At 63.7% G+C, this 25,908-nt stretch carries 26 protein-coding genes and 1 other RNA gene; 12 read left to right on the forward strand and 15 right to left on the reverse strand.

Annotated features, from left to right (window positions below; all coding sequences use genetic code 11):
• Positions 1 to 831: 831 nt before the first annotated feature.
• Positions 832 to 1,308, reverse strand: coding sequence for an Lrp/AsnC family transcriptional regulator (locus KVT32_RS23310; protein WP_056327939.1), 477 nt, complete (start codon positions 1,306 to 1,308; stop codon positions 832 to 834).
• A 156-nt stretch (positions 1,309 to 1,464) separates the two neighbouring features.
• On the opposite strand from KVT32_RS23310, the gene hppD reads away from it, so the two are divergent.
• Entirely contained in the window at positions 1,465 to 2,577 is a 1,113-nt protein-coding gene (gene hppD / locus KVT32_RS23315) for a 4-hydroxyphenylpyruvate dioxygenase (protein WP_062840947.1), read from the forward strand.
• 216 nt (positions 2,578 to 2,793) lie between these two features.
• On the opposite strand, the gene msrA is transcribed toward hppD, so the two are convergent.
• The 3 genes from msrA to ilvD form a co-directional block, all read right to left on the reverse strand.
• Positions 2,794 to 3,348, reverse strand: coding sequence for a peptide-methionine (S)-S-oxide reductase MsrA (gene msrA / locus KVT32_RS23320; RefSeq protein ID WP_217618893.1), 555 nt, complete (start codon positions 3,346 to 3,348; stop codon positions 2,794 to 2,796).
• A gap of 75 nt (positions 3,349 to 3,423) precedes the next feature.
• Entirely contained in the window at positions 3,424 to 3,759 is a 336-nt protein-coding gene (locus KVT32_RS23325) for a c-type cytochrome (protein ID WP_062840949.1), read from the reverse strand.
• Complete coding sequence (ilvD, locus tag KVT32_RS23330; RefSeq protein WP_152383384.1) at positions 3,743 to 5,428, reverse strand: dihydroxy-acid dehydratase; 1,686 nt, start codon at positions 5,426 to 5,428, stop codon at positions 3,743 to 3,745. The genes KVT32_RS23325 and ilvD overlap by 17 nt, the downstream gene beginning before the upstream one ends.
• A gap of 130 nt (positions 5,429 to 5,558) precedes the next feature.
• On the opposite strand from ilvD, the gene lgt reads away from it, so the two are divergent.
• Entirely contained in the window at positions 5,559 to 6,347 is a 789-nt protein-coding gene (gene lgt / locus KVT32_RS23335) for a prolipoprotein diacylglyceryl transferase (protein WP_056327922.1), read from the forward strand.
• On the opposite strand, the gene KVT32_RS23340 is transcribed toward lgt, so the two are convergent.
• From KVT32_RS23340 to KVT32_RS23355, 4 genes are all read right to left on the reverse strand, one after another.
• On the reverse strand, positions 6,322 to 7,086 hold the full coding sequence (locus tag KVT32_RS23340; protein ID WP_062840951.1) for an SIMPL domain-containing protein: 765 nt from the start codon (positions 7,084 to 7,086) through the stop codon (positions 6,322 to 6,324). The genes lgt and KVT32_RS23340 overlap by 26 nt on opposite strands.
• Before the next feature lie 84 nt (positions 7,087 to 7,170).
• A non-coding RNA gene (gene ssrS / locus KVT32_RS23345) (6S RNA) lies at positions 7,171 to 7,356 on the reverse strand.
• Between the two features lie 31 nt (positions 7,357 to 7,387).
• Complete coding sequence (locus tag KVT32_RS23350) at positions 7,388 to 7,699, reverse strand: cell division protein ZapA (protein ID WP_056327920.1); 312 nt, start codon at positions 7,697 to 7,699, stop codon at positions 7,388 to 7,390.
• Positions 7,699 to 8,145 (reverse strand): hypothetical protein, encoded by a 447-nt coding sequence (locus KVT32_RS23355; RefSeq protein ID WP_056327919.1) that lies wholly within the window; start codon positions 8,143 to 8,145, stop codon positions 7,699 to 7,701. The genes KVT32_RS23350 and KVT32_RS23355 overlap by 1 nt, the downstream gene beginning before the upstream one ends.
• Before the next feature lie 480 nt (positions 8,146 to 8,625).
• Here KVT32_RS23355 and KVT32_RS23360 point away from each other — a divergent pair, with 480 nt between their 5' ends.
• The 4 genes from KVT32_RS23360 to KVT32_RS23375 all read left to right on the forward strand — a co-directional run bounded on the left by KVT32_RS23360 (position 8,626) and on the right by KVT32_RS23375 (position 13,359).
• Positions 8,626 to 9,090, forward strand: a complete 465-nt coding sequence (locus KVT32_RS23360; protein WP_056327918.1) for a tripartite tricarboxylate transporter TctB family protein — start codon at positions 8,626 to 8,628, stop codon at positions 9,088 to 9,090.
• Between the two features lie 13 nt (positions 9,091 to 9,103).
• The gene (locus tag KVT32_RS23365) at positions 9,104 to 10,609 is read left to right on the forward strand and encodes a tripartite tricarboxylate transporter permease (protein ID WP_056327917.1); all 1,506 of its coding nucleotides are present in this window, start codon (positions 9,104 to 9,106) and stop codon (positions 10,607 to 10,609) included.
• 182 nt (positions 10,610 to 10,791) lie between these two features.
• Positions 10,792 to 12,396: a gamma-glutamyltransferase family protein gene (locus KVT32_RS23370; protein WP_217618894.1), complete on the forward strand. Its 1,605-nt coding sequence runs from the start codon at positions 10,792 to 10,794 to the stop codon at positions 12,394 to 12,396.
• A 57-nt stretch (positions 12,397 to 12,453) separates the two neighbouring features.
• Positions 12,454 to 13,359: an NAD(P)-dependent oxidoreductase gene (locus KVT32_RS23375; RefSeq protein ID WP_062840955.1), complete on the forward strand. Its 906-nt coding sequence runs from the start codon at positions 12,454 to 12,456 to the stop codon at positions 13,357 to 13,359.
• 72 nt (positions 13,360 to 13,431) lie between these two features.
• Here the strand turns inward: KVT32_RS23375 and KVT32_RS23380 are convergent, their stop codons facing one another.
• Entirely contained in the window at positions 13,432 to 14,061 is a 630-nt protein-coding gene (locus KVT32_RS23380; RefSeq protein WP_217618895.1) for an FMN-dependent NADH-azoreductase, read from the reverse strand.
• 193 nt (positions 14,062 to 14,254) lie between these two features.
• Between KVT32_RS23380 and KVT32_RS23385 the strand changes: the two genes are divergently transcribed.
• A complete protein-coding gene (locus KVT32_RS23385; protein WP_056327913.1) occupies positions 14,255 to 15,190 on the forward strand; it encodes a LysR family transcriptional regulator in 936 nt (311 codons plus the stop codon).
• Here the strand turns inward: KVT32_RS23385 and KVT32_RS23390 are convergent.
• The 6 genes from KVT32_RS23390 to KVT32_RS23415 all read right to left on the reverse strand — a co-directional run bounded on the left by KVT32_RS23390 (position 15,184) and on the right by KVT32_RS23415 (position 21,248).
• Positions 15,184 to 16,113 carry a glyoxylate/hydroxypyruvate reductase A gene (locus tag KVT32_RS23390; protein ID WP_056327912.1) on the reverse strand — a complete coding sequence of 310 codons (930 nt, stop codon included), beginning with the start codon at positions 16,111 to 16,113 and terminating at the stop codon, positions 15,184 to 15,186. The two genes, KVT32_RS23385 and KVT32_RS23390, sit on opposite strands and share 7 nt — an antisense overlap.
• A 143-nt stretch (positions 16,114 to 16,256) precedes the next feature.
• Positions 16,257 to 17,780: a tripartite tricarboxylate transporter permease gene (locus KVT32_RS23395; RefSeq protein ID WP_056327911.1), complete on the reverse strand. Its 1,524-nt coding sequence runs from the start codon at positions 17,778 to 17,780 to the stop codon at positions 16,257 to 16,259.
• Positions 17,781 to 17,786: 6 nt separating this feature from the next.
• Positions 17,787 to 18,215, reverse strand: coding sequence for a tripartite tricarboxylate transporter TctB family protein (locus KVT32_RS23400; RefSeq protein WP_056327938.1), 429 nt, complete (start codon positions 18,213 to 18,215; stop codon positions 17,787 to 17,789).
• A gap of 260 nt (positions 18,216 to 18,475) precedes the next feature.
• On the reverse strand, positions 18,476 to 20,008 hold the full coding sequence (locus tag KVT32_RS23405) for a sensor histidine kinase (protein ID WP_226848077.1): 1,533 nt from the start codon (positions 20,006 to 20,008) through the stop codon (positions 18,476 to 18,478).
• Positions 20,009 to 20,695 carry a response regulator gene (locus tag KVT32_RS23410; protein WP_056327910.1) on the reverse strand — a complete coding sequence of 229 codons (687 nt, stop codon included), beginning with the start codon at positions 20,693 to 20,695 and terminating at the stop codon, positions 20,009 to 20,011.
• A complete protein-coding gene (locus tag KVT32_RS23415) occupies positions 20,676 to 21,248 on the reverse strand; it encodes an RNA pyrophosphohydrolase (protein ID WP_056327909.1) in 573 nt (190 codons plus the stop codon). Before KVT32_RS23415 ends, KVT32_RS23410 begins: the two co-directional genes overlap by 20 nt.
• Before the next feature lie 65 nt (positions 21,249 to 21,313).
• On the opposite strand from KVT32_RS23415, the gene KVT32_RS23420 reads away from it, so the two are divergent.
• From KVT32_RS23420 to tolA, 5 genes are read left to right on the forward strand one after another with little or no spacing between them, the layout of a single operon-like run.
• On the forward strand, positions 21,314 to 23,044 hold the full coding sequence (locus KVT32_RS23420) for a proline--tRNA ligase (protein ID WP_152383380.1): 1,731 nt from the start codon (positions 21,314 to 21,316) through the stop codon (positions 23,042 to 23,044).
• A 58-nt stretch (positions 23,045 to 23,102) separates the two neighbouring features.
• The gene (ybgC, locus tag KVT32_RS23425) at positions 23,103 to 23,525 is read left to right on the forward strand and encodes a tol-pal system-associated acyl-CoA thioesterase (protein ID WP_056327936.1); all 423 of its coding nucleotides are present in this window, start codon (positions 23,103 to 23,105) and stop codon (positions 23,523 to 23,525) included.
• 2 nt (positions 23,526 to 23,527) lie between these two features.
• The gene (tolQ, locus tag KVT32_RS23430) at positions 23,528 to 24,208 is read left to right on the forward strand and encodes a protein TolQ (RefSeq protein ID WP_056327907.1); all 681 of its coding nucleotides are present in this window, start codon (positions 23,528 to 23,530) and stop codon (positions 24,206 to 24,208) included.
• A complete protein-coding gene (gene tolR, locus KVT32_RS23435; RefSeq protein ID WP_056327906.1) occupies positions 24,208 to 24,669 on the forward strand; it encodes a protein TolR in 462 nt (153 codons plus the stop codon). The genes tolQ and tolR overlap by 1 nt, the downstream gene beginning before the upstream one ends.
• 39 nt (positions 24,670 to 24,708) lie before the next feature.
• Positions 24,709 to 25,893: a cell envelope integrity protein TolA gene (gene tolA, locus KVT32_RS23440; protein ID WP_217618896.1), complete on the forward strand. Its 1,185-nt coding sequence runs from the start codon at positions 24,709 to 24,711 to the stop codon at positions 25,891 to 25,893.
• The last annotated feature ends 15 nt before the right edge of the window (positions 25,894 to 25,908 follow it).

Here is a 25,908-nt window from a genome sequence, read left to right on the forward strand (position 1 = left end):
TGATTTCTTGTGCTTGCGATAAGGCCGAAACCCAATCGCTGCACTCGCATCAAGCGCCCACACTTATCGGTTGTTTAATTGTTAAAGAGCGGTACTGCTAAAACTTCAAATCACGGCGCTGATTTCTCAGCGCTTAGCGACTATCGAAACGTCAGGGTAAACCCTAATTTTTCGGCAACCGCCAAGCCCTCTACTATAACACAGCTTTTGCAGATTGTGCAACCGGCTTCTGCCTGATTTGCATCCCATCTTGCAACCCCGCTTGCTTTGCAAGCGGCTTCGGAACCCCGAAGGCTGGTTACCGCACAGGTGGCTGAAATTCAGTTTCGGGGTAAACCCTGATTCGTCATCACCAGCCAAGCCCAAGACTATAGCACAATTTTTGCAGATCTTGCAACTGGCTTCTGCCTGATTTGCGTCGATCTTTGCAATAACCGCTTGGCGCCGTTTCCAGCTGCTTTTGCGGCAGACCTGCCCTTGGGCCGGCCTGTTGCACTTGCTTGGCTTCGCTGTCGAAACTGCGTGAGCAGCGAAGGAGCGAGACTATAGCACAGAAATTCTGCGTGTGTGGCCAGCATGACACCCATTTTGCAGAAATATGATTCTTTTCGGGGACGCACCGCGATCAGCCTGCGGGGCGGCCCTCCTTCGCTCCTCTATATATAGGGAGGTGACTCCAGGCCCCTCTATATATACGTGGTTGCGAGCCGGTGCGATCACAACCCGCCCGTCCAGGCTGGGCAAGACCGGAGCGAGCGGTGCCGACCGACTGGCATGCAACATCCCGCCGCTTCAACGGCCAGGGCCGGCAGGAGCACCGCACCGCGCTATCTATATACGAAGCTCCGTCGTTTCCTTGATCTGCTGCAGGGCGAAGAACGAGCGCATGTCCACGACTGCAGGGTGGCGCATGAGCGTGTCCATGGCGAAGCGCGAGAAGTGCGCTAGGTCGGCGACCTGAATGCGCATCAAGTAGTCCATGTCGCCCGACATGGCGTAGCACTCGACGACCTCCGGCCACAACTGGACGTCGCGCGCGAAGTCGCTCATGGGCGCGTGACTGGAGCCGCTGTGCTTATTCAGTCGGATGTTCACATAAGCGAGCAGCCCCAGCCCGACCTTGGCCGCATCGATGAGCGCCACGTATTTCTTGATGAAGCCCTGCTCTTCCAGGCGCCGCACCCGGCGCAAGCAGGGGCTGGGAGACAGGGAGACGCGGTCCGCCAGTTCCTGGTTGCTGAGGCGCCCGTCCCGTTGCAGCTCGGCAAGAATCCTTAGATCTGTCCTATCGAGCTCAATTGCAGACATTTTCAACCCCATGATCACAATATTGGGCAATATTATTGCCGAAACCACGTGCTTTTGCGCCATGTTTGCAATTGTCTGCCCACCCTTCCTACCTACAATCTGCGTCTAGACTTGAAGAACAAGTCGTCCACTTAAAACATGCAAGGGAGCAGACTTATGAGCAGCGCTTTCCAACCCTGGGACAACCCGATGGGCACCGCCGGGTTCGAGTTCATTGAATATGCCGCGCCGGACCCCGCCGCGCTGCGCAAGGTGTTTGAACTGCTGGGATTCAAGGCCATTGCCAAGCATCGCCACAAGGACGTGACCCTGTACCGTCAAGGCGGCGTGAATTTCCTGATCAACGCCGAGCCCGATTCCTTTGCCCAGCGCTTTGCCCGTTTGCACGGCCCTTCGATCTGTGCGATTGGCTTTCGCGTGCAGGACGCCAATGCCGCCTACAAGCGCGCGCTGGAACTGGGCGCCTGGGGTTTCGACTCCCATAGCGGCCCGATGGAACTGAACATCCCCGCGATCAAGGGCATCGGCGATTCGCTGATCTATCTGGTGGACCGCTGGGCCGGCAAGGAAGGCCACGGCGGCATTGGCGACATCAGCATCTATGACGTGGACTTCATCCCGCTGGATCCGGCCAACGCGCAGACCGACGTCAACTGGCGCGGCGCGGGTCTGACGTTGGTGGACCACCTGACGCACAACGTGCACAAGGGCCGCATGGCCGAGTGGTCGGAATTCTACGAGCGCCTGTTCAACTTCCGCGAAGTGCGGTACTTCGACATCGAGGGCAAGGTGACGGGGGTGAAGTCCAAGGCGATGACCTCGCCTTGCGGCAATATCCGCATTCCCATCAACGAGGAAGGCACCGACGAGAAGGGCCAGATTCAGGAGTACCTGGATCTGTACCGCGGCGAGGGCATTCAGCATATCGCCATGGCGACCGATGACATTTATGCCACGGTGGAAGCGCTGCGCAAGACCGGCGTCGTGTTCCTGGACACGCCGGAGACCTACTACGAACTGCTGGATCGGCGCCTGCCGAACCACGGTGAGGACGTGGCGCGCCTGCAGAAGAACCGCATCTTGCTGGACGGCGCGCCGGGTGGCGGACTGCTGCTGCAGATCTTTACCGAAAACCAGATCGGCCCGATCTTTTTCGAGATCATTCAGCGCAAGGGCAATGACGGCTTTGGCGAGGGCAACTTCAAGGCCCTGTTCGAATCGATCGAGCTGGACCAGATGCGCCGCGGTGTTTTGAAGACCGTGGAATAACGCTTGAAGACAAGCGCCTGGCGTGCGTCGACATAGCCTGTTCAAACCCCGCCGAGTGGCGGGGTTTTTCTTTGAGCGCGCGTCGAGCTGCCACGCGCCGCATCGGGAAAAGCACCGCGCGGGGAAAGACCCCGCATGAAAAAAGGCCCCGCAGCGGTCGGCGCAACGCGTGTCCGCCGTACGGGGCCTTCAGTCACGCGCAGTGATTGCCGCCGCTTAGCGCTTCAGGCGATCCTGGAATTGCTTGCGGAACTTGGCGACCTTGGGTGCGATCACGAACTGGCAATAGCCTTGCTCGGGATGCAAGGCGAAATAATTGCTGTGATAGTCCTCGGCCTGCCAGAAATGCGCCGGCGCCAGCAGCTTGGTGACGATGGGCGCATCGTAGATTTTTTGCGCCTCGACCTCGGCGATGACGGCCTGGGCCTGCTCACGCTGCGATTCGTTTTGCCAGAAAATGGCCGATTCGTACTGCGGGCCAATGTCGTTGCCCTGGCGCCCCGGCGTGGTGGGATCGTGGGTGGCGAAAAAGACGCGCAGCAGATCGCTGTACGAGAGTTCGGCGGGATCGAACTCGATGCGGGCGACTTCGATGTGGCCGGTGTCCTTGCCGCAGACCTGTTCGTAGCTGGGATTGTCGACGTGTCCGCCGCTGTAGCCCGGCAACACGCTTTTAACTCCGCGCAGGTCGGCAAACACTGCTTCGACGCACCAGAAGCAACCGCCGCCAAGAACGGCGACTTCATTGCCCGGTGATGGTTGTTCTGCCATGACGATTCCTTTGCATTAGGCGGCCGCTGCGTGCGGCCCGCGCCCCCGGCTCGATACCGGGGCATGAAAATAAGACTACTGCTTTGCCGGCGCCAGCGACAAGATCCATTCGGACAAGGCGCGGGCGTCTTCGGGCGATACATGAGTCTGAGCGGGCATGGGCACCGCGCCCCAGGCGCCGCGACCACCGCTACGGATCTTGCCCGCCAGGTAATCGACCATGGCGTCGCCCTGCCCCGCGTATCGCTGCGCCACGCTCATCAAGGGCGGCCCGACCCGCTTGGCTTCCACCTGATGACAGGCCATGCAGGCCTTGCTCTTGGCCAGGTCCAGGCCAGTGGTTTGCGCATGCGCCGCGCCAGCGTTCAGGACGCCGGCCGCGGCCAACAACAGACTAATCTTCAAAAGCATCGGTTACTGCCCCACGGCTGGCGGTGCTGGCGAGCTTGCCGAACTTGGCAAGCACACCGCGTGTATAACGCGGCTTGGGTTGGACCCAGGCCTGACGACGAGCCGCCATTTCTTCGTCGCTGATGTTGAGCTGCAGCAGCAGCTTGTGGGCATCGATGGTAACCGAATCGCCTTCCTGGATCAGCGCGATGGGACCGCCCACATACGCTTCTGGTGCGACGTGTCCCACGACCATGCCCCAGGTACCGCCGGAAAAACGTCCGTCGGTGATGAGCCCGACGGTTTCGCCCAGCCCTTGTCCCACGAGCGCCGAGGTGGGCGCGAGCATTTCGCGCATGCCCGGGCCGCCCTTCGGGCCTTCATAGCGGATCACGACGACGTCGCCGTCGCGGATCTGCTGGGCCATGATGGCCGTCATGGCATCGTCTTCCGAGTCGAACACGCGTGCGGGGCCCGTGATGACGGGGTTCTTCAGGCCGGTGATCTTGGCGACGCACCCTTCGGGCGAGAGATTTCCCTTCAGAATGGCGAGGTGGCCCTGCGGATAGAGCGCGCGGTCGATGGGCATGATGACATCCTGGTCCGCGCGGGGCGCGTCAGGCACGTCCGCGAGCGTTTCCGCGATGGTCTTGCCGGTGATAGTGATGCATTCGCCATGCAGCAGCCCGGCATTGAGCAGGAGCTTCATGACTTGCGGAATGCCGCCGGCGCGATGCAGGTCGGTGGCCACGTACTTGCCGGACGGCTTCAGGTCGCACAGCACGGGCACGCGCCGGCGGATGCGTTCAAAGTCGTCGATGGTCCACGGCACTTCGGCCGCGTGCGCGATGGCCAGGAAATGCAGCACCGCATTGGTGGAGCCGCCCGTGGCCATGATGACGGACACGGCGTTCTCGATGGATTCGCGGGTGATGATGTCGCGCGGGCGCAGGTTGCGCTTGACCGCGTCGACGAGCACACGCGCGGACTCGGCGGCCGAGGTGACCTTTTCCTCGTCTTCGTTGGCCATCGTGCTGGAATACGGCAGACTCATGCCCATGGCTTCGAATGCCGAGCTCATCGTATTGGCGGTGTACATGCCGCCGCAAGAGCCCGAGCCGGGAATCGCGCATTTCTCGATCTGCTTGAAGTCCTCTTCGGGCATGCGGCCCATGGTGTATTCGCCGACGGCCTCGAACACGGACACGATGGTGAGGTCGTTGCCCTTGTAGCGGCCGGGCTTGATGGTTCCGCCGTAGACATAGATGCCGGGCACGTTGGTGCGCGCCAGGGCGATCATGCCGCCAGGCATGTTCTTGTCGCATCCGCCGATGACGACGACGCCGTCCATCCATTGGCCCTGCGCGGCGGTTTCGATGCAGTCGGCGATGACCTCGCGCGACACCAGCGAATACTTCATGCCTTCGGTGCCCATGGACATGCCATCAGAGATGGTGGGCGTGCCAAACACCTGGGGATTGGCGCGCGAGGCGCGGATCGCGTCGATGGCGGCGTCGGCCAACCGCTGCAAGCCGCTATTACAGGGCGTGATCGTCGAATGGCCGTTGGCCACGCCGATCATGGGGTTTTCGAAATCGGCTTCTTTGTAGCCCAGCGCGTAGTACATGGCGCGATTGGGCGCGCGCGCGACGCCTTGGGTGATGTGGCGGGAACGTTCGTTGTGCGGCATGGTCAGTGTCTCCTGTCGGCCGTCGGGGCGCGGACATGGCGAACGCACCCGGGGAAGCTGGCTCGCTTGGCATGCGAATCTTCAGTGCTCGCCGGTTATTATCATTCAACTTTATTGTGTCGGGCAGAACATGCTGGAATATCCAAAAATCGACCCCATCGCCCTGCAGATCGGGCCGCTAGCCATTCATTGGTATGGGCTGATGTACCTGGCGGGCTTCGCGCTCGTGTATTTGCTGGGCCGCCACCGCATCAAGAGCGGGCACACCACGTCCCTGAACGTGCGGGACCTGGAAGACCTGATCTTCTATAGCGTGCTGGGCGTGGTGCTGGGGGGCAGGCTGGGATACGTGCTGTTCTACAAGCCGGGCTATTACCTGTCGCATCCGCTTGAAGTGCTGTATCTGTGGCAAGGCGGCATGTCTTTCCACGGCGGCCTGATCGGCGTGATCCTGGTGATGCTGCTGTTCGCGCGCAAGAAGGGCCTGCCGTTCTTTGCGATCAGCGATTTCATTGCGCCGCTGATTCCGCTGGGACTGGGCTTTGGCCGGCTGGGCAATTTCATCAATGGCGAACTGTGGGGCCGTCCCACCGACGTGCCGTGGGCCATGGTGTTCCCCGACAGCGGCGACGGACTGCCGCGCCATCCGTCGCAGCTCTATGAGCTGGGCCTGGAAGGCATCGTGCTGTTTGCGCTGCTGTGGTGGTTTTCGAGCAAGCCGCGGCCGCTGGGTCAGGTCAGCGGATTATTCCTGATGGGCTATGGAACGTTCCGCTTCCTGGTGGAATTCACGCGCGAGCCGGACAACTTCCTGGGTCTGCTCGCGGGTGGATTGAGCATGGGACAGTGGCTGTCCCTGCCGATGGTCGCCCTGGGCGCCATCATGTTCAGTCTTACTGCAAAACGATCGTCCCGTTGACCGCGACGCTGACCGTCACGTTCCCTGCTTCAAGGGGAACGCTGACGTCGGCGCTGCTGAACGAACCGCCCTTGGCCATTGCCGCGCCGACCATGCGTTGCACCGGCACGGGGCCGCCGGAACCGCCGAGTTCAATCTTGGACAGGCGGTAGCCGGAAAAGCCGAAGGCATTGGCCGCGGCCAGTGCGCGATCCTTGAACGCCTGCGCGGCTTCTTTCAGCAGCTTGCGCTCTTCGGCTTCACGGGCGGCCGGCGACAGCGAGAAGCTGATGTTGGAAATGGCGGTCTTGTCGGACAGCTTGGAAGCCAGCGCGGCGGCAGCCGCGAAGTCCTTGGACTCCAGCACGATTTCGCCCTGGCCGCGCCACGAGGCGATCTTTCCCTTGTTGTTCATGTTGGGCCAGACATTGAAGCTGCTGGTGCGCACTTCCACGTCCTTCGTGTCGCGCGCACGCTTGACGGCGTCTTCGAGCGCGGCGGTCAGCTTCTGGCCGGCGGCCGGCTGGTCCGGCGCTTCAACTTCCGCGGACAGCGCAATGCGGACCGTGTCCTGCTTGACCTCGGAAGACGCCATGGCTTGCAAGGTCAGTTCGGGCGAGCGGTTTGCGGCGGGCTCGGCGGCGGCCGTTGCGGCAGGCGCCTGCGTCTGCGCGAAAACGGGTTGAGCCACAGCGATGGCGGCCACGGCTGCGCACGCCGCACCAAGCTTGGTGAGCGAAAAAACGGGGTGTTTGAACATGGACTGGTCCTAGGAGGGAGGACGAAGGGGATTTGCCGAGAGGCACCCGACGCGGACCTGCGCTAATGGCAGGCCCGCTGGGATAGATGCCCCGCCTGTGCCGTCAAGGCCGGCATCTCGAACCCTGAGGTTCAAGGTGGTCGCGTTCCGAAGAGCATCGGGTTCGTCTGCAAGAGACAATCACTCCAGCTCTGCACTCCCGCAACCAATATGCCAAAAAGACATAGGTTCAGAGAATGTATGGCCTAGTCACGAACACGGCAGGGACAAACTGAAAAATCTTGAATGCTGCTTATGAACGTTAGAGCAGTTTTTCCTGACCCGACAAGGCGTCATCGAGTACTGCGTTCATGTCCTCAATTCTACGCTTGAAGTCGCCGACCGCCAAACCGCCCAGCGGACCATCGGGCGCTTTCATTGCAAGCAACTCGCCAGCGACCTGCAATGCGGCCATCACGGCGATGCGTTCATTGCTGGAAACCTTGCCCGTGCCCTGGATGCGCAGCATGAGCTGATCGACATGGCGCACGGCGGCCAGCAACGTGGGCTTTTCTTCGGCGGAGCATGCAAGCGAGTACTCGCGGCCGAGGATCGATACGTCTACACGTTCCATTAGTGTTGCTCTCCGGACGGCGCACCCGGCAAGCGGGCCAGGACGGCGTCGATGCGCTCGCGGGCCGACGCGGCGGCCACGCGCAAGCGCTGTAGTTCTGTGTCGCGCGATTGCAGGCTACCCTGCAGTTCGCTTTCGCGTGCGGCGAACCGCGATTCGAGCGCGTGGCGCTCGGCGGTCTCGCGCGCGAGTTGTTCGCGCAGCGCGGCTTCCGCCCGCTTGGCTTCTTCGAGCATGGCCGAGACGGCGCCGTCGTTATCTTGAAGTTTGCTTTGCAGCGTGACGACTTCGGCTTCGCGGTCAGCGGCGCGCTGCTTGAGCACGCGCTGCTCGGCTTCGAATTCGTTCACGCGTAGACGCAACGCGTCACGCTCGGCGTGGAGTTGGCGGGTGCGTTGCACCAGTTGCCCGATTCGGGCGGCGAGTTGGTCTAGATCTTGCAGCATGGGCGCTATCGTAAACCATCCTGGGATGGACCGGGCCTCTTCACGCAAGGTGAGAAACCCGGCAATATTCAGTAGGAAATACGGTTGGGTTTTGGCGCGCGAAGGTTACCGGCTCTTGCCTGCCATGAAAAGTCCCATCCGCCGAAATTGCCGCATCCGGCCGATCCGGCTTTCGCGATTCTTTCTATAAACTTTCACTTAGCTTTCAAAAAGCCCTCAAACTTTCGACCGCGTTACAAACGGGGATCGGGAGTTCCCCAATTCTAGGGAAAACCCCAGGCTTTCACCGACCTTACAGGGTTTGCAGCGTGGCAGGCGTCCATTACCATTCGGCCTTTCAAGAAACCACGTCGTCGCTTTCAGAATAATTAATGGCACCCCGAAGTGCCTTTTTTGTGCCTGTCACTCGCCTTTCGGCGGGTGTCCCATCCGGCTACAAACCTCTTTTATCTACATGCTGTAAACAGGAGCCAACCAATCATGCAGCTACGCAATCGACAGGACTTCTGGTCGGGGGTGATGTTCATCGCCCTTGGGCTGGGATTCGCCTGGCAGGCCAGCAGCTACCAAATGGGTACTGCTGCCCGAATGGGACCCGGATACTTTCCTTTCTGGCTGGGCATTGTTCTCGCACTACTCGGCGCCATCGTGCTGCTTGGCTCGCTGTCCAAGAAAGCCCATGAAACGCATGTCGACAAGTTCGACTGGCGCATCGTCTTCCTGGTGGTGGGCTCGGTCGTTCTATATGGCCTGATCCTCAAACTTCTGGGCGTCTACATCTCGGTGTTCGTGCTGGTGGTCGTCAGCAGCCTTGCCAGCCATGAATTCAACCTGAAGGTCGCCGTGGCCAACGGCATCTTCCTGGTGCTGTTCACCTACCTGGCATTCATCAAGGGGCTGGGGCTGATTTTCCCGCTGTGGCCGTCGTTTCTGGGCATGAACTGAGGAGCAATCGGCCATGGAATTGTTTGACAACCTCATGATGGGTTTCTCGGTGGCGTTCACGCCCGAGAACCTCCTGTACGCACTGCTGGGCTGCATCCTGGGTACGCTGATCGGCGTGCTTCCGGGCATCGGCCCCGTCCCGACCATCGCCATGCTGCTGCCGATCACGTACGTGCTGCCCCCGGTGGCCGGCCTGATCATGCTGGCGGGTATTTACTACGGCGCCCAGTACGGCGGATCCACGACGGCCATTCTTGTGGCGCTGCCAGGGGAAACGTCTGCGGTGGTGACCGTGCTGGACGGTCACCAGATGGCCCGCAACGGCCGGGCGGGCGCTGCGCTGGCAATTGCCGCGCTGGGTTCGTTCTTTGCCGGTTGCGTTGCCACGCTGCTGCTGGCTGCCTTTGCGCCCCCGCTGGCTGAAGTCGCGTTCAAGTTCGGCCCCGCCGAGTACTTCTCGCTGATGTGCCTGGGCCTGGTCGGCGCCGTGGTGCTGGCTTCGGGTTCGCTGCCCAAGGCCATCGCGATGATCATCCTGGGCCTGCTGCTCGGCATGGTCGGCACCGACGTCAACTCGGGCGTTGCCCGCTTCGACTTCGGCGTGCCGGAACTGCAGGACGGCATCGACTTCGCCATCGTGGCCATGGGCGTGTTCGGCTTTGCCGAAATCATGACCAACCTCGAGCAGAAGGAAAACCGCGTCGACATCACCGACAAGATCGGCACGCTGTATCCGAACAAGCAGGAATTCAAGGAAGCCGCCCCGGCCGTGCTGCGCGGCACGGCGCTGGGTTCGGCCCTGGGCATCCTGCCGGGCGGTGGCGCGGTGCTGTCGTCGTTCGCGTCGTACACGCTGGAAAAGAAGATCTCGAAGAATCCGGAACGCTTCGGCAAGGGCCACCCGGCCGGCCTGGCGGGCCCGGAATCGGCGAACAACGCCGCAGCCCAGACTTCGTTCATTCCGCTGCTGACGCTTGGTATCCCCGGCAACGCCGTGATGGCGCTGATGGTGGGCGCCATGACCATCCACAACATCCAGCCCGGCCCGCAAGTCATGTCGAGCCACCCGGAGCTGTTCTGGGGCCTGATCGCCTCCATGTGGATCGGCAACCTGATGCTGGTGGTGCTGAACCTGCCGCTGATCGGCCTGTGGGTCAAGCTGCTGAAGGTGCCCTACCGCATCCTGTTCCCGGCGATTCTGGTGTTCTGCACGATCGGTGTGTACTCGCTTAACTACAACCCGTTCGACATCTTCACCACAGCCATGTTCGGCATCATCGGGTATGTGTGGTCGAAGCTGAAGTGCGAAGGCGCCCCGCTGCTGCTGGGCCTGGTGCTGGGCCCCATGATGGAAGAGAACTTCCGCCGTGCCCTGCTGCTGTCGCGCGGCGACTTCTCCACCTTCGTGACGCGTCCGCTGTCCGCTACCCTGCTGGCCGTCGCCGTGTTCCTGGTGATCCTGGTGGCCCTGCCGGCCATCCGCAAGAAGCGCGAAGAGACCTTCGTCGAAGAAGACTAAGGCACAGCGCGCCGCCCTTGATGCGGCGCCCCAGCCTTCAAAACCCCCGGGACTGTCCCGGGGGTTTTTCTTTGGGCGCTCGCCGCGCTGAAGAATACAAATAATTACGCCAAGCAACCAATCGTACAGAGACGGATTCATCTACGTTAAGCTACGGGTTTACCCCACGCGATGATTCGGACATGAATTTCGACTGGAAGAATCCCTACACGACCACCCGCACGCCTGTCTTCGCCCGCAATGTCGTCGCCACGTCCCACCCCTTGGCCGCTCAGGCAGGGTTGCGGATCCTGGCGCAAGGCGGCAATGCGGTGGACGCGGCCATCGCCGCGGCCTCTACCCTTGCATTGACCGAGCCAGTAAGCAACGGGCTGGGCTCGGACTGCTTTGCGATCGTCTGGGATGGGGCGAAGCTGCATGGCCTGAACGCTTCCGGACCAGCGCCGGCGGCCTGGAACGTGGACTACTTCCGGCGCAAGCATCAAGGCGCGATCCCCGCGCGCGGCTGGGACAGCGTGACCGTGCCGGGTTGCGTGGCCGGCTGGGGCGCCTTGCATGAGAAGCTGGGCCGCCTGTCTTTCGCCGATATCCTGGCGCCCGCCATCGAATACGCCGAACGGGGTTTCGCGATCACGCCGATGGTGCACCAGAAGTGGGCCGCGCAAGCCGACGTGCTGCAGCCGCAGCCGGGCTTTGCCGATCATTTCCTGCCGCGCGGGCGCGCGCCGCACATTGGCGAACACTTCGTGCTGCAAGGCGCGGCAGCCACGCTCAAGCGCATCGCCGCGACCAGCGGACGCGACTTCTACGAAGGCGAGACCGCCCACAAGCTGGTGGCGCACGCGCAGGCGCACGATGCAGCCCTGACGCTAAAGGATCTGCGCGAATTCGCGCCCGAATGGGTGACCCCGATCAGCCAGTCGTACCGCGGCCATACGCTGCACCAGATTCCGCCCAATGGCCAAGGCATCGCCGCGCTGATCGCGCTGGGGATCCTGCAGAATTTCGATCTGGCTGCTCGCCCGATCGATCATCCCGAGACGCAGCACTTGCTGATCGAGGCGATGAAGCTCGCCTTTGCCGATGTCTATGCGCACGTGGCCGATGCACGCCACATGCAGATCGCGCCCGAGCAGATGCTGCGCGCGGACTACCTGGCCGAACGGGCGCGCCTGATCGATCCGCGGTCGGCGCAAACCTTCGCCACCGGCCACGCGCCGCAAGGCGGCACGGTCTACCTGACCGCCGCCGACCGCAACGGCATGATGGTGAGCTTCATCCAGTCGAACTACATGGGGTTTGGGTCTGGCGTCGTGGCGCCAGGCACCGGCGTCAGCCTGCAGAACCGCGGGTACGGTTTCAGCACCGATCCCGATCATGCGAATGTGGTCGCGGGCGGGAAGCGGCCGTTTCACACGATCATTCCGGGTTTCCTGATGCGTGACGGCGCCCCGGTGATGAGCTTTGGCGTCATGGGCGGCAACATGCAGCCGCAGGGCCAGATGCAGGCGCTGGTGCGCATGCTGGACTACGGCCAGCAGCCGCAGGCCGCGTGCGACGCGCCGCGCTGGAAGTGGAACCGCGGCCTTGAGGTGGACCTGGAGGCGACGGTCTCGCCCGCTGTTGTCCAGGGGCTGCGCGAGCGCGGCCATGTGCTGCAGGGCATGGAAGATCCCTACATGGACTTTGGATCGGGCCAGTTCATCTGGCGGCTGGGCGATCCGGCCGTCGATGGCTACGTCAGCGCCAGCGACAGCCGCCGAGATGGACTCGCCGCCGGCTTTTGATTGCGTTAAGGTTAGTGTCCTGAAACAGACCTACCCTTATTCAGCGGAGTCCACTGCATGGCAACGATCGGTACCAAGAGCTACGACGCAGCCGTAGCCCAGAAAGTCGCTTTCCTCGGATTGGGCGTGATGGGCTTGCCCATGGCCGGTCACCTGGCCCGCGCCGGGCACGACGTCACCGTCTACAACCGCACGCCCGCCAAGGCGCAAGCCTGGGTTGCCGAGTTTGGCGGCCACAGCGCCGCCACGCCGCGCGAAGCCGTTGCCGGCGCACAGATCGTCTTTGCCTGCGTGGGCAACGATGACGACCTGCGCAGCGTCGTGCTGGGCCCGGACGGCGCGTTTGCGGGCATGGCGCCCGGCGCCGTGTTCGTCGACCATACGACCGCTTCCGCCGACGTGGCGCGTGAACTCCATGCGCACGCCAAGGAACTAGGCCTGAACTTCATCGACGCCCCCGTGTCGGGCGGCCAGGCGGGCGCCGTCAACGGCGTGCTGACGGTCATGTGCGGCGGAGAGCAGGCGGTGTTCGACGCGGTCAAGCCGGTGGCCCAGTGCTTTGGCCGCGCGGTCACGCTGGTCGGCCCCCCGGGCGCCGGCCAACTTGCCAAGATGGTCAACCAGATCTGCATCGCCGGCATCGTGCAGGGCCTGTCGGAGGCGATCGCGTTCGGCCAGGCGGCAGACCTGGACATGAAGCAGGTGCTGGACGTGATCAGCAAGGGCGCGGCGCAGAGCTGGCAGATGGAGAACCGCGGCGGGACCATGGTCGACGACAAGTTCGACTTCGGCTTTGCGGTGGACTGGATGCGCAAGGACCTAGGCCTGGTGCTGGCAGAAGCGCGCAACAACGGCGCGCGCCTGCCCTTGACCGCGCTGGTGGACCAGTTCTACGGCGACGTCCAGAAGCTGGGCGGCGGCCGCTGGGACACGTCCAGCCTCATCAAGCGGCTGCGCGACTGAAGATCTGGTTTTTTCGCGCCTACGAAAAAGGCGAGCCTCGCGGCTCGCCTTTTTTATGCCCGGTGCGCGCGGTCAGGCGGCAAGCGAGGCTTGGCCGGCGGCCGGCAGTAGCGCATCGATGCGTTGCTTGGTCAGGGCCAGCCCTTCCAGCGCGGCCACTTCGCCCATGGCCATGCCTTCGGCGGCAATGAAGGTCACATCGGTCATGCCCAGGAAGGCGAGCATCTGGCGCAGGTAAGGCGTCATCGTGTCCGAGGGCGTGCCCTCGGCCTTGCCGCCACGCGCGGTCAGCACGACCACCTGCTTACCCTTGACGAGCCCCTCGGGCACGCCTTCCGGCGTATAACGGAACGTGACCCCGGCGCGCGCCAGGTGGTCCAGATAGGACTTGAATTGCGCCGGCAGGTTGAAGTTGTACACGGGCACGGCGAACACGATGCGATCGGCGTTCATCAGTTCAGCAATGAGCGAGTCGCTCAGCTCGACCAGCCGCTGCTGCTCGACGGTGCGGGACTCGGCGGGCGTGAACAGGGCGCCGGCGGTGTTGCCATCGAAGTAAGGAATGGGTTGCGCGCCGATGTCGCGGACCTTGATGGCCGAGGCCGGGTTGGCAGCCTTGACGCGGGCAATCAGGTGATCGGCCAATTGCTTGCTGTTGGAACGTTCGCCGAGAATCGAGGAAAGGATGACCAAGGTCTTCATTGCAGTATCTCCAGTGGGTTCCCCCGGGCGGGGGTCTGGATCTGTCAGCGCCGTACCCGTCAGGATGATCGGGCGGGGCCTTGCCGCTTGGGCGGCGTTGGCAGATCCGTTGTGCATGGCGTCACTGTAGTTGGACCGATTGAATACATAAATACGGTTATGATGAACTGTTCGTTCCAAACATAGAACAATCATGCAAGATCTCAATGACCTCTACTACTTTTCGCAAGTCGTCGAGCAAGGAGGCTTCAGCGCGGCGGCACGCGCGCTGGACATCCCGAAATCCCGTCTCTCCCGCCGAATCTCACACCTGGAAGAAAGCCTGGGCGTGCGTCTCTTGCAGCGCACCACCCGCCGGCTGCGTCTGACGTCCGCCGGCGAACGCTATCTGCATTACTGCCGCGAGATGGCCGCCTCGGCTCGGGCTGCGGACGACGCCATGCGGCAGTTGCAGGCCGAACCCACCGGTCCGGTCATCGTGAGTTGCCCGGTGTCGATCGCGCAGGACGTGCTGGCGCCGCTGCTGCCGGAATTCCTGGATGCGTGGCCGGCGATCTCGGTGCAATTGCTGGTCACCAACCGGCGCGTGGACCTGATCCGCGAGGGCGTGGATCTGGCGTTGCGGGTCCGCACGAAGCTGGACACGGACGCGGAACTGGTCGTGCGGCATCTGGGCACGGCGCGCGGCACGCTGGTGGCCAGCCCCGGCTATCTGCAACGCCACGGCGCGCCCGACACGCCGCAGGATCTGGCCTCGCACGTCACGCTGAGCTTCAGCGATCCGCAAAATGAAGTGCGCTGGCCCCTGCGCAACGACAAGGGCGAAGAGGTGCACATCGAACTGAAGCCGCAGTTGTCATGCAACGATTTCATCGTGCTGACGGAAGCGGCCGTGCGCGGACGCGGCATTGCCCTGCTGCCGTCGATTGCCACGCAGGAGGAACTGCGCCGCGGGCAGCTAGTGCCGGTGCTGCCGCAATGGCAGTCGCCCGAGGGCATCGTGCACTGCATCTATCCGTCACGGCGGGGCATGATGCCCGCCGTGCGAACGCTGCTGGACTTCCTGTCGCAGCGCCTGCCCTCGATGTACGAGCGTCTGGATAAAGCCGCGTCTCCCGCGCCTCAGTAGCCGCGCGAGCGTTCCACCACGCCGGTGATGGCTTCGCCGCGCTTCAGTTGCGCGACCTTGCCCGCGATCTGCGCGATGCTTTCGTCGCGCAGTGTGCGCGCCGCGATATGGGGCGTGACGTGAACTCGCGGGTCGTGCCAGAACGGGTGATCCTTGGGCAGCGGCTCGGTGTGAAAGACGTCGAGCGTGGCGCCCGCGATCTCGCCCTCTTCAAGCATCTGCACCAGATCGTCCTCGACCAGATGCTCGCCGCGCCCGACGTTGACCAGATGCGCGCCGGGCAGCAGCCGCGACAAGGTCTCGCGATTCAGGATGCCCTGCGTGTCGGGTGTGAGCGGCAGCACATTGACCAGAAAGCGCGTGCGGCCAAGGAATTCAGGCAAGGCGGCTTCGCCTGCGAAGGATTCGACACCGGGAATCTGGCGCGGCGACCGCGACCAGCCCGCGACGGGGTAGCCGAACTCGGCCAGCGTTTGCGCCACGCGCGCGCCGACCTGTCCCAGCCCCAGAACCCCCACGGGCCAGTCGGCTTGCCGGGTGCCTTCGCGGGTGTCCCAATGCTGCCGTGCCTGCGCCTGGTCGAAGGCTTCGAAATCGCGCGAGACGCGCAGCAATGCATACAGCGCGTATTCGGCCATCTGCACCGCCATGCCGGCGTCTTCGAGGCGCACGATGCGCACGTGATCGGGAATCTCGGGCATCTTCAACAAGGCATCGACGCCCGCGCCCAGATTGAAGAGCGTCTTCAAACCGGTTTCGTGCTGGAAGAGCTGGACGGGCGGACGCCAAACCAACGCGACTTCGGCGCCAGAAGGCGGACCGTCCGGGTTCCAGACCGAAATACGGCAGCCGGGCATCGCGGCCTCGAGGCGAGGCACCCAGGCGTCGGGATCGTGATGGGGACAAGCAAAGAGAATGTGCATGGTGGCAGCGGGCAGGCGATGAAAACCCCAAGCATGAGGGATGCCGCCGCACAAATCAAACGGCCCGGGCGCAAGCGGGGCCTGCACAAGTAGAACGGCCCGACCTAAGCCGGGCCGCGTGTGCCGGATGCCGAGACCGGGGATCAGGCCGTCTGCGGCACTTCGGGCTTGTTCTTGTGCTTGTTGCGGCGCAGGAAGGCCCAGACCTGCAGCGTAATCAACAATGCGCTCGCGCCGATGAACCATGCGCTGATCGGACGTTCGACGAACACGGCCAGGTCACCGCGCGAGAGCAGCAGCGCGCGGCGGAAGTTCTCTTCGACCATGGGGCCGAGCACGAAGCCCAGCAGGATGGGCGCGACCGAGAATTCCAGCGTCATGAGCACCGCGCCAATCACGCCGAACGCCAGCACTTCCCAGATCTGGAAGAGACTGTTCTGCGTGCTGTACACGCCCACTGCGATGAAGAACAGCGCCGACGGGAAGAGGTAGCGGTAAGGCACCTGCAGCAGCTTGACCCACACGCCGATGAGCGGCACGTTCAGCACCATGAGCAGCACGTTGCCCACCCAGAAGCTGGCGATCAGGCCCCAGAAGATGTCCGGATGCTCGGTGATGAGCTGCGGGCCGGGCTGGATGCCCTGAATCAGCAGCGCGCCCAGAATCAGCGCCATCACCGCGTCGCCGGGAATGCCCAGGCTCATCGTCGGGATGAAGTCGACCTGCGTCTTCGAGTGCGACGACGCTTCCGGCGAAGCCACGCCGGCGATCATGCCGGTGCCGAACTTCTCGGGCGTCTTGGAGATCTTGCGTTCCAGCGCGTAAGCAACGAACGTGGTGATCGTCGGGCCGGTACCGGGCATGGCGCCGAACAGCGTGCCGACGGCCGTGCCGCGCACCATGGGCCAGAAGGCGGTCTTCAGTTCCTGCTTGCTGGGCCGCATGTCGCGCAGGCGCAGCTTGGCGCCGCTGCCGATGATGGTCATGCGGTTCACGCTCATCAGGAAGTCGGCAACGCCGAACAGACCCATCGAGATCGCGACCAGTTCCAGGCCGTCGGACAGGTCGAGCAAGCCGAACGAAAACCGGATGGTGCCCGTGTTCACGTCGGTGCCCACCACGCCGCACATCAGGCCGAACAGCGTCATTGCCACGCCCTTGAGCGGCGAGCCGCGCGACATGGTGGCGCCTGCCAGGAGGCCCAGCAGCATGATCGAGAAGATCTCGGTCGGGCCGAACTTGAACGCGACTTCAACCAGCAGCGGCGAGGCAAAGATCATGACGATGATGCCGACCGATGCCGCGAAGAACGAGCAGATCATCGTGATGCCGAGCGCTGTCCCGCCCTTGCCCTGTTTGGTCAGTGGATAACCGTCCAGGCAGGTAACCGCGTGCGGCGGATGCGAAGGCAGGTTGAGCAGGATCGCGCCGATGGCGCCGCCGTATTGCGAGCCATAGAAAATGCCGGCCAGCATCAGGATGGCGGGCACGGGCTGCATGACGTAGGTGAGCGGCAGGAGGATCGAGATCGCGGACAGCGCACCCATGCCGGGCAGCACGCCGATGAGGTTGCCCACCAGCACGCCGAAGAACGACCACATCAGGTTGTGCCATTGGAACGCGACGCCGAAGCCGTACCAAAGGTCTACCAAAGCTTGAGAAATCATGGCGCTTCAACCCCAACGGAACAGCGGAAGCTGCAATTGCAGCGCCCACCAGAAAACGACGACCGCGATCGCGGACATGGCGATCGACAGCAGGACGGCCTGCTTGATCGTGTTGGTGCGGTCGCCCAGCGCGGAGATGAAGACGATGGCGAATGTGGCGGGCAACAGGCCGCCGTAATGGCCCAGCAGCAGGAAGGCCAGGATGCCGAGCAGGATGCAGACACTGCCGCGGATGTCCGGCATGCCGGTGGGATGGCCTTCAGCGGGCGCGGGAGCCGAAGGTTCGGCCGAGCGCGCCGACATCGCGATCAGCAGGCCCGTGAGCGCCAGCAGGCCGCCCAGCGCCGCGGGAAAGAATCCCGGGCCCATGTGGCTGAGCGAGCCGATGTGATAGTCCGTGCCGCCGTAGATCGCGGCCAGACCGATCAGGACCATCAGCGCACCGCCGTAATAGTCCTTTCTGTTGATTGTCTTTTTCACTTCCGTCCTCCTTCCTTGTGCCGGACAGCGCCGGCCTTTCATGCGCTGCTCGAAGCGGGCAGCGCCCGGCCCCTGACGACAGGCCGGATCGCAGATTACGGAAGGAAGCTGCTAATCCGCTTTCTATGCGCTGTCGCATTCCTGAATCCGGGGGTTATCCCTGATCGGCAGGCGCGCCAGGCGCAAGAAAGTAGCGGACAGTGAAGAAACGGGCGCTATTGATCGCCCTTGAGCTGGACCTCTGCGGGCCTCGGATACTGCGATACGGTGGGCGCCAGCGGCAGCCACAGCACCGACGCAAGGCCAACGCCGCCCTGGTCGTTGGGCTCGCCGTCGCGCAGTTCGATATCGCCCTCGTTGCGGCGCGCATAGGCGCGCGCAATGCCCAATCCCAAGCCGGAACCGGAGGAAGTCATGGGCTTGTCGGTGCCCACGCGCTCGAATCGCGTGAAGGCGCGCGTGCGCATGACCGGATCCAGGCCGGGGCCGTTGTCGGACACGGCAACCTCGACGCGGTTGTCGGCGCGGCACACGGACACCGTGATGCGCGCGCCCGCCGGGGCGTAATGGATGGCGTTGTGCACAAGGTTGGACAGCGCTTCGTGCAGCTCGGCTTCGTTGCCCGACACCGGCACCGGCGTGTCCTGGCCGTCTTCGGCATCGGCCTGCACCCAACCCAGGTCCTGCTGTTTTTCGTGCGCGAGCGGCAGGTACTGCAACACGACTTCGCGCGACACGGCGTTCATGTCGAGCAACTGGCGCGGGGTCTGGCCGGCCTGGTTGGCGTGCGCCAGCGACAGCAACTGCTCGGTCAGCCGGCGCGTGCGGCCCAACTGGTCGACGATGGCGCGCAGCCCTTCGCGCACGCGTGCCGGGTCGCGTTCGCGCAGCGTGTATTGGGCCTGCGTCAGCATGATGGCAAGCGGCGTGCGCAACTGGTGCGAGGCGTCGGCAAGGAAGCTGGATTGCTCGTCCAGCACCCGCCGGTAACGGGCGATATGGTGATTGACGGCCTCCACCAGTGGAGCGACTTCACTGGGCACGCGCGAGGCGTCCAGCGGCGTCAGGTCGTCGGGGCGGCGGCTGCGGATGTCGGACTGCAGCCGCCGCAGCGGCTTCAGCGCCCAGGACACGCCCCACCACACCAGCAGCACGACCAGCGCCAGCATCCGCGAATCGCGCAGGATCTCCTGGCGCCGCGCGCTGTTCTCGGCCTCGATGCGCTTGCCAGTGCTTTCGGCCACGACCACCAACACCTGGCGGTGCTGGCCCTGGTAATAGAGATCGCGCACGACGGACACGACCCGCACGGGGTCGTTGCGATACACGCCGTCGTAGAAGATGGGTTGGCCGTTCGAGCGAGGCCAGGACGGCGGACGCGGCATTTCCGGCATGCCGAGCAGCGTCTTGCCCTGCGTCTGGGGCACGGGCGACCCGTCGGGCAATGGAGGATCGATTTCCTCGATGCGGAAATACTTGCGCAGGCCCGCCCGGGATTCGAGCATGACCTGCGCATACAGCGGCGTAGCCACCTGCAGGTTGCCGTCGGGCGTGAATTCCAGGCTGCTTTCAAGCACCCGCGCCGGTTCCACCAAGGCGCTGTCGTAGGCCTCGTTGGTGATTTCGGAGAGGGTGCGGTAGTCGTTCAGGCTGTCGATGACCAGCAGCACCACCACGCCGGGCAAGAGCAGGATGATGAGAAGCGCGCGGATGCCGACGCGCGGCAAACCGGGAATCCGCAGGCTCACTTAGGGTTCCGCGGACTCGCTGGCCACGCTTTCGAGCATGTAGCCCAGCCCGCGCACGGTCACGATGCGCACGTCGCTGCCGGCCAGCTTCTTGCGCAGGCGGTGCAGCACGACTTCGATGGCGTCCGGATTGGCTTCGCTGTCGTGGGTGAAGACCTTGCCGAACAATTGCGACTTGTCCACCGGGTAGCCGCTGCGCGTCAGGAGCGCCGCCAGGGCGGCGTGTTCACGCGGGGTCAGGAACAGCAGCGATCCGTCCAGCGTGAAGGCACGGCTTTCGCTGTCGTAGGACAGCGAACCGCACTGCAGGCGCGGGTGCTGGCGGCCACGGCTGCGGCGCACGAGCGCCGTCAGGCGGGCTTCCAGTTCTTCCAGTGCGAAGGGCTTGGTCAGGAAGTCGTCCGCGCCCAGGTTCAGGCCGCGGACGCGATCCTGCAGCGCGCCTTGCGCGGTCAGCAGGAGGACGGGGGTGCGGTCGTCGCGGTTGCGCATTTCGCGCAGGACGACGAGCCCATGCTTGTCGGGCAGGCGCAAGTCCATGACGATGGCATCGTATTCCGTGCCTGCCATGAAGGCTTCCGCCGTGCGCGCATCCGCCGCGTGATCGGGTACGAACCCGCTTTGGGCGAGCGCGCGCATCAGCCAGGACGCCATGTCCCGTTCGTCTTCAACCAACAATATGCGCATGACCGTCCGTTCCTTCGGGCAAATTCTCTGCTGCCCGCTGACCATGCACACGCTGGCGCAGGTAGCGGGTTTCGTGATGGCGCCGAAAGAGGATAGCCGACAACTCGTTCAACGCCTGGGTATAGACGTCTCGCTTGAACTCGATGACGGCATCCAGCGGAACCCAGTACTGGCTCCAGCGCCAGGCGTCGAATTCCGGATGCTGCGTCGCGCGCAAGCACACATCACTGTCACGTCCCACCAGGCGCAACAAGAACCAAATCTGTTTTTGTCCTTTATAGTGGCCGCGCCACTCACGCCGGACAAAGTGATCGGGCACGTTATAACGTAACCAATCGCGTGTACGCCCCAAAATACGGACATGCTCGGGCTTCAGGCCCACCTCTTCATGGAGTTCGCGATACATGGCCTGCACCGGGCTTTCGCCATACTTGATGCCGCCCTGAGGGAACTGCCATGCATGTTCCCTGATACGCTTGCCCCAAAAGACCTCGTTTCTAGTGTTGACGAGAATGATGCCGACATTGGGGCGGTAGCCTTCGCGGTCAAGCATGGGCCACCCCCACCGAATTCAATACAATTACGGTCGATTATACGTATCTGCTGCCACCTTTAAACATGCGCGCATCCAACTACCATCTCAACACCCTCAAAGAAGCCCCTTCCGAAGCGGAAGTCGCCAGCCACCAGCTGATGACCCGCGCCGGGATGATCCGCAAGCTCGCGGGCGGCATCTACACCTACATGCCGCTGGGCCTGAAGGTCATCCGCAAGGTCGAGGCGATCATCCGCGAAGAAATGAACGCGGCGGGCGCCATCGAGTTGCTGATGCCCGTGGTGCAGCCGGCCGAGCTCTGGCAGGAATCCGGCCGCTGGGAGCAGTACGGCGCGGAACTGCTGCGCATCAAGGACCGGCACCAGCGCGATTTCGTGCTGCAGCCGACGTCCGAGGAAGTCATCACGGACATTGCCCGCAATGAAATCCACAGCTACCGCCAGCTGCCGCTGAACTTCTATCACATTCAGACCAAGTTCCGGGACGAGCGCCGTCCCCGCTTCGGCCTGATGCGCGGCCGCGAATTCACGATGAAGGACGCCTACTCCTTCGACCGCGACGAAGCCGGCGCCCAGCGCAGCTACGACACCATGTTTGCTGCCTACATGCGCATCTTTGGCCGCCTGGGCCTGGAATTCCGCGCGGTGGCGGCCGACACGGGCTCCATCGGCGGCACGCGCAGCCATGAATTCCAGGTGATCGCCGACACGGGCGAAGACCTGCTGGTCTACAACGCGGAATCGGACTACGCGGCCAACATCGAACTGGCGGAAGCGCCCAGCCTGTATGCCACCCGTGCCGCCGCCGCCCAGGCGATGGCGGACGTCGCAACGCCCGGCGCCGCCAAGTGCGAGGACGTGGCCAAGCTGCTGGGCATTCCCCTGGAGCGCACGATCAAGTCGATCGTCCTGGCCACCGACGGCGAAAAGGGCAAGGTCGACGTCTGGCTGCTGCTCCTGCGCGGCGACCACGAACTGAACGAGATCAAGGCGGGCAAGCTGCCGGGCCTGGCGGGCTTCCGGTTCGCCACCGAAGCCGAGATCGTCGAGTACTTCGGCTGCAAGCCCGGCTACCTGGGCCCGGTCAAGACGGCCAAGCCGGTCCACGTGATTGCCGACCGCACCGTCGCCAACATGGCCGATTTCGTCTGCGGCGCCAACCGCGAAGACTTCCACATCCAGGGCGTGAACTGGGGCCGCGACCTGCCCGAGCCTGAACTGGTGGCCGACCTGCGCAATGTCGTGGCGGGCGACCCCTCGCCGGATGGCAAGGGCACGCTGTCGATCCAGCGCGGCATCGAAGTGGGCCACGTCTTCTATCTGGGCAAGAAGTACTCCGAAGCCCTGAAGGCCACCTTCCTGGACGAAACCGGCAAGCCGGCCGTCCTGGAAATGGGCTGCTACGGCATCGGCGTGACCCGCATCGTGGGCGCCGCCATCGAGCAGAACCACGACGCCCGCGGCATCATCTGGCCCCGCGCGCTCGCCCCCTTCGAAGTGGTCATCTGCCCCGTGGGCTGGGGCAAAAGTGAAACGGTGCGTGACACCGCGCAAAAGCTCTATGAATCCTTGCTCGCGCGCGGCGTGGACGTCATGCTGGACGACCGCGATGCGCGCCCCGGCGTCATGTTTGCCGAGTGGGAACTGATCGGTGCGCCACTGCGTGTAACAGTTGGAGAACGCGGTCTGAATGACGGTGTGGTGGAATTGCAGGCCCGTCGGGAAACCGAAGCGGCCAAGATTCCGGTAGAGTCCGCGCTGGAAGCGGTGCTGACGAAGCTCGACACGCTTTAACCCTGTAGCTGCTACGGACTTGCCGCGTCCCGACCCGCACCATCATTTCCTGAGTATCGTGACCGATCAGAAGTCCGCCGAATCCACCCTGCAAGTCCGCGTCTACTACGAAGACACGGATGCCGGCGGGGTGGTCTTCTACGCTAACTACTTGAAATTCCTGGAGCGGGCACGCACCGAATGGCTGCGCGATCTGGGCGTCAACCAATCCGGGTTGGCCGCCAGCGAGCAACGGCTGTTCGTTGTCCGCGCCCTGGACATGTCCTACCGCAAACCGGCCAGACTGGACGATTTGCTTACCATACGCAGCCGAGTCACCAAACTGGGCCGCGCTTCGATACACTTCGCGCAGCGCGCGGAGCGCAACGGGGAACTGCTTGCCGAAGGCAACATCCAAGTCTGTTGCGTCGATGCCGTTCACATGCGGCCGGCAGAATTGCCGGCCGACATTCGCGCAAAACTGGAATTCATTCAGGAATAACCATGCAAGTCACCAACGACATGTCGTTGCTTTCGCTGATTTCGCACGCCAGCGTGCCGGTCCAGCTGATCATGCTGATGCTGTTGGGCATCTCGATCATGTCCTGGACCTACATCTTCGCCAAGCGCATGGCCATCAAGCGGGCCCATGACCAGACGCGCCGCTTCGAAGACGACTTCTGGTCGGGCGGCGACCTGTCGATGCTGCAGCAGGCCGTGGCCTCGCGCCGCGACGAGCAAGGCGCCCTCGCCCGCATCTTCGATGCCGGCATGACCGAATTCCTGAAGGCCCGCCGCGGCAATGCCAGCGGCGACGCCACGGCAGTGCTGGACGGCCCGCGCCGCGCCATGCGCGCCGCCTACCAGCGCGAAATGGACGCGCTGGAATCGCACCTGAACTTCCTGGCCTCCGCCGGTTCGGTGTCCCCGTACATCGGTCTCCTGGGCACGGTCTGGGGCATCATGCACGCCTTCATCGGCCTGTCGAACATGCAGCAGGCCACGCTGGCCTCGGTGGCTCCCGGCATTGCCGAGGCGCTGATCGCCACCGCCATCGGCCTGTTCGCCGCCATTCCTGCCGTGGTTGCCTACAACCGTTTCACGAATGACATCGACCGCATCTCGATCCGCTTTGACAGCTTCGTCGATGAATTCCTGAACATTCTGCAACGGCAGGTGCGCTAATGCCCTCGGTAAGCTCGCGCGGCAGGTCCGGCCGCCGCATGAAGGCCGACATCAACGTGGTGCCGTACATCGACGTGATGCTGGTGCTGCTGGTCATCTTCATGGTGACCGCGCCCCTCATCACGCCCGGGCTGATCCAACTGCCGTCGGTGGGCGCCGCCTCCGACGTGCCCGTCAAGCCGCTGGAAGTCCAGATTTCGGAAGACGGCAAGATCGCGCTGCGCATGCGCGAAGCCGGCGCCACCATGCAGGACATCGCGCGCACCGAACTGGTGGCGCAAGTGCGTTCGCGCATTACCGCGGAAACGCCGGTGGTCATCGCCGCCGACGGCAAGGTGCCCTACGAGACGGTTGTGAAGGTCATGGACGAGCTGCGCACCAACGGCATCACCCGCCTGGGTCTGCTGGTGGACCAGTCCGCCGCAGGCGCCCAACAGCCCGCACCCGCCAAGAAACGCTAACGCGCCGCCATCCGCCGGCCCGGCCGGCATGCACCGCACATGACGCCACCCATAATTCGACACCGCAGCGGCCCGCCGGCCACCCCGCCCAACAACGACAACCGGAATTCGCTGATTCTGGCTGTGGCGGTGCACCTGCTGCTGCTGGTTGCCCTAATCTTTGGCGTGAACTGGCATACCGAGAACCCTGGCCCCGTCCAGGTGGAACTCTGGGCAGACGGCAATTCGCCCGTCTCGCCGCCGCCCACGCCGCAGCCCGAACCGCCCAAACCCCAACCCAAGCCGCAGCCCGAGCCGGAGCCTGAAAAGACGCCGGAGCCGCCGCCTCCGCCCCCGCCTCCTCCGCCGCCGCCTGAGCCCCAACCGCAGGTCCAGGCCAAGACCGAGGAAGTCGATCCCGAGATCGCCATCCAGGAGGCGAAGAAAAAGCGCGAGCAGGAAGAGAAGGCCCGCGAAGCCGCCGAGGCCGCCAAGGAAAAGGCGCGCCTGGAAGAGGAGCGCAAGCAGGCCGAGCTGAAGGAAAAGAAGCGCCTGGAGCAGGAACGCCAGGCCGCCGAGAAGGCCGCTGCTGAAAAGGCCGCTGCCGAGAAGGCTGCCGCCCAGAAGGCCGCGGCGGAGAAGGCTGCCGCCGAAAAGGCGGCTGCTGAAAAGGCCGCCGAGAAAGCTGCCGCCGAAAAGGCCGCCGCCGAGAAGAAGGCCAAGGAAGAAGCCGCCAAGAAGGCAGCAGCTGAAAAGGCTGCCGCCGAGAAAGCCGCTGCCGAGAAGGCTGCGGCCGAGAAGGCGGCCGCCGAGAAGGCGGCCGCCGAAAAGGCTGCCGCCGAGAAGGCCGCCGCTGCCAAGAAGGCCGCCGCCGACAAGGCATTGAAGGACGCGTTCCGCAACGACGCCCTGGGCGCCGCCGGCATTCCGGGCGGCACCGCCGACCGCAACCAGGCGGGCGGCGGACGCGACAGCGGCTACGGCGCCAAGGTCCGGGCCTGCGTGCAGCCCGGGGTGGCGTATCCGCCTCCGCCCCGCAGCGGCTCGGGAAATCCGACCGCGCAATACCGGGTACAGTTAGGTTCTGACGGGAAGGTGAATGGCGTCACGTTGACCAGTTCTTCTGGCAACCCGGGCTTTGACCGCGCGGTCGAAACCGGCATCCGCCGTTGCAACCCGTTCCCGAAGCCCTCGACGGGCCGCTACGAACCCATTATTGACGTTGTCTACAGAATGTATGACTGACAGGAGATTGACGAA

It is taken from the genome of Achromobacter sp. GbtcB20 (assembly GCF_019091095.1).
GTDB classification, from domain to species: domain Bacteria; phylum Pseudomonadota; class Gammaproteobacteria; order Burkholderiales; family Burkholderiaceae_B; genus Achromobacter; species Achromobacter mucicolens.

Bases quoted from the DNA above. Each gene is read 5' to 3' on its own strand.
- KVT32_RS23385 (WP_056327913.1), top strand. From the start codon at position 14,255: ATGCAAGATCTCAATGACCTCTACTACTTTTCGCAAGTCGTCGAGCAA.
- KVT32_RS23420 (WP_152383380.1), top strand. From the start codon at position 21,314: ATGCGCGCATCCAACTACCATCTCAACACCCTCAAAGAAGCCCCTTCC.
- KVT32_RS23360 (WP_056327918.1), top strand. From the start codon at position 8,626: ATGCAGCTACGCAATCGACAGGACTTCTGGTCGGGGGTGATGTTCATC.
- KVT32_RS23310 (WP_056327939.1), bottom strand. From the start codon at position 1,308: ATGTCTGCAATTGAGCTCGATAGGACAGATCTAAGGATTCTTGCCGAG.
- KVT32_RS23370 (WP_217618894.1), top strand. From the start codon at position 10,792: ATGAATTTCGACTGGAAGAATCCCTACACGACCACCCGCACGCCTGTC.
- lgt (WP_056327922.1), top strand. From the start codon at position 5,559: ATGCTGGAATATCCAAAAATCGACCCCATCGCCCTGCAGATCGGGCCG.
- tolA (WP_217618896.1), top strand. From the start codon at position 24,709: ATGACGCCACCCATAATTCGACACCGCAGCGGCCCGCCGGCCACCCCG.
- KVT32_RS23390 (WP_056327912.1), bottom strand. From the start codon at position 16,113: ATGCACATTCTCTTTGCTTGTCCCCATCACGATCCCGACGCCTGGGTG.
- KVT32_RS23365 (WP_056327917.1), top strand. From the start codon at position 9,104: ATGGAATTGTTTGACAACCTCATGATGGGTTTCTCGGTGGCGTTCACG.
- KVT32_RS23375 (WP_062840955.1), top strand. From the start codon at position 12,454: ATGGCAACGATCGGTACCAAGAGCTACGACGCAGCCGTAGCCCAGAAA.
- KVT32_RS23325 (WP_062840949.1), bottom strand. From the start codon at position 3,759: ATGCTTTTGAAGATTAGTCTGTTGTTGGCCGCGGCCGGCGTCCTGAAC.
- KVT32_RS23355 (WP_056327919.1), bottom strand. From the start codon at position 8,145: ATGCTGCAAGATCTAGACCAACTCGCCGCCCGAATCGGGCAACTGGTG.
- KVT32_RS23380 (WP_217618895.1), bottom strand. From the start codon at position 14,061: ATGAAGACCTTGGTCATCCTTTCCTCGATTCTCGGCGAACGTTCCAAC.
- KVT32_RS23350 (WP_056327920.1), bottom strand. From the start codon at position 7,699: ATGGAACGTGTAGACGTATCGATCCTCGGCCGCGAGTACTCGCTTGCA.
- KVT32_RS23410 (WP_056327910.1), bottom strand. From the start codon at position 20,695: ATGCGCATATTGTTGGTTGAAGACGAACGGGACATGGCGTCCTGGCTG.
- KVT32_RS23395 (WP_056327911.1), bottom strand. From the start codon at position 17,780: ATGATTTCTCAAGCTTTGGTAGACCTTTGGTACGGCTTCGGCGTCGCG.
- hppD (WP_062840947.1), top strand. From the start codon at position 1,465: ATGAGCAGCGCTTTCCAACCCTGGGACAACCCGATGGGCACCGCCGGG.
- KVT32_RS23340 (WP_062840951.1), bottom strand. From the start codon at position 7,086: ATGTTCAAACACCCCGTTTTTTCGCTCACCAAGCTTGGTGCGGCGTGC.
- KVT32_RS23415 (WP_056327909.1), bottom strand. From the start codon at position 21,248: ATGCTTGACCGCGAAGGCTACCGCCCCAATGTCGGCATCATTCTCGTC.
- tolR (WP_056327906.1), top strand. From the start codon at position 24,208: ATGCCCTCGGTAAGCTCGCGCGGCAGGTCCGGCCGCCGCATGAAGGCC.
- KVT32_RS23400 (WP_056327938.1), bottom strand. From the start codon at position 18,215: ATGGTCCTGATCGGTCTGGCCGCGATCTACGGCGGCACGGACTATCAC.
- ilvD (WP_152383384.1), bottom strand. From the start codon at position 5,428: ATGCCGCACAACGAACGTTCCCGCCACATCACCCAAGGCGTCGCGCGC.
- tolQ (WP_056327907.1), top strand. From the start codon at position 23,528: ATGCAAGTCACCAACGACATGTCGTTGCTTTCGCTGATTTCGCACGCC.
- msrA (WP_217618893.1), bottom strand. From the start codon at position 3,348: ATGGCAGAACAACCATCACCGGGCAATGAAGTCGCCGTTCTTGGCGGC.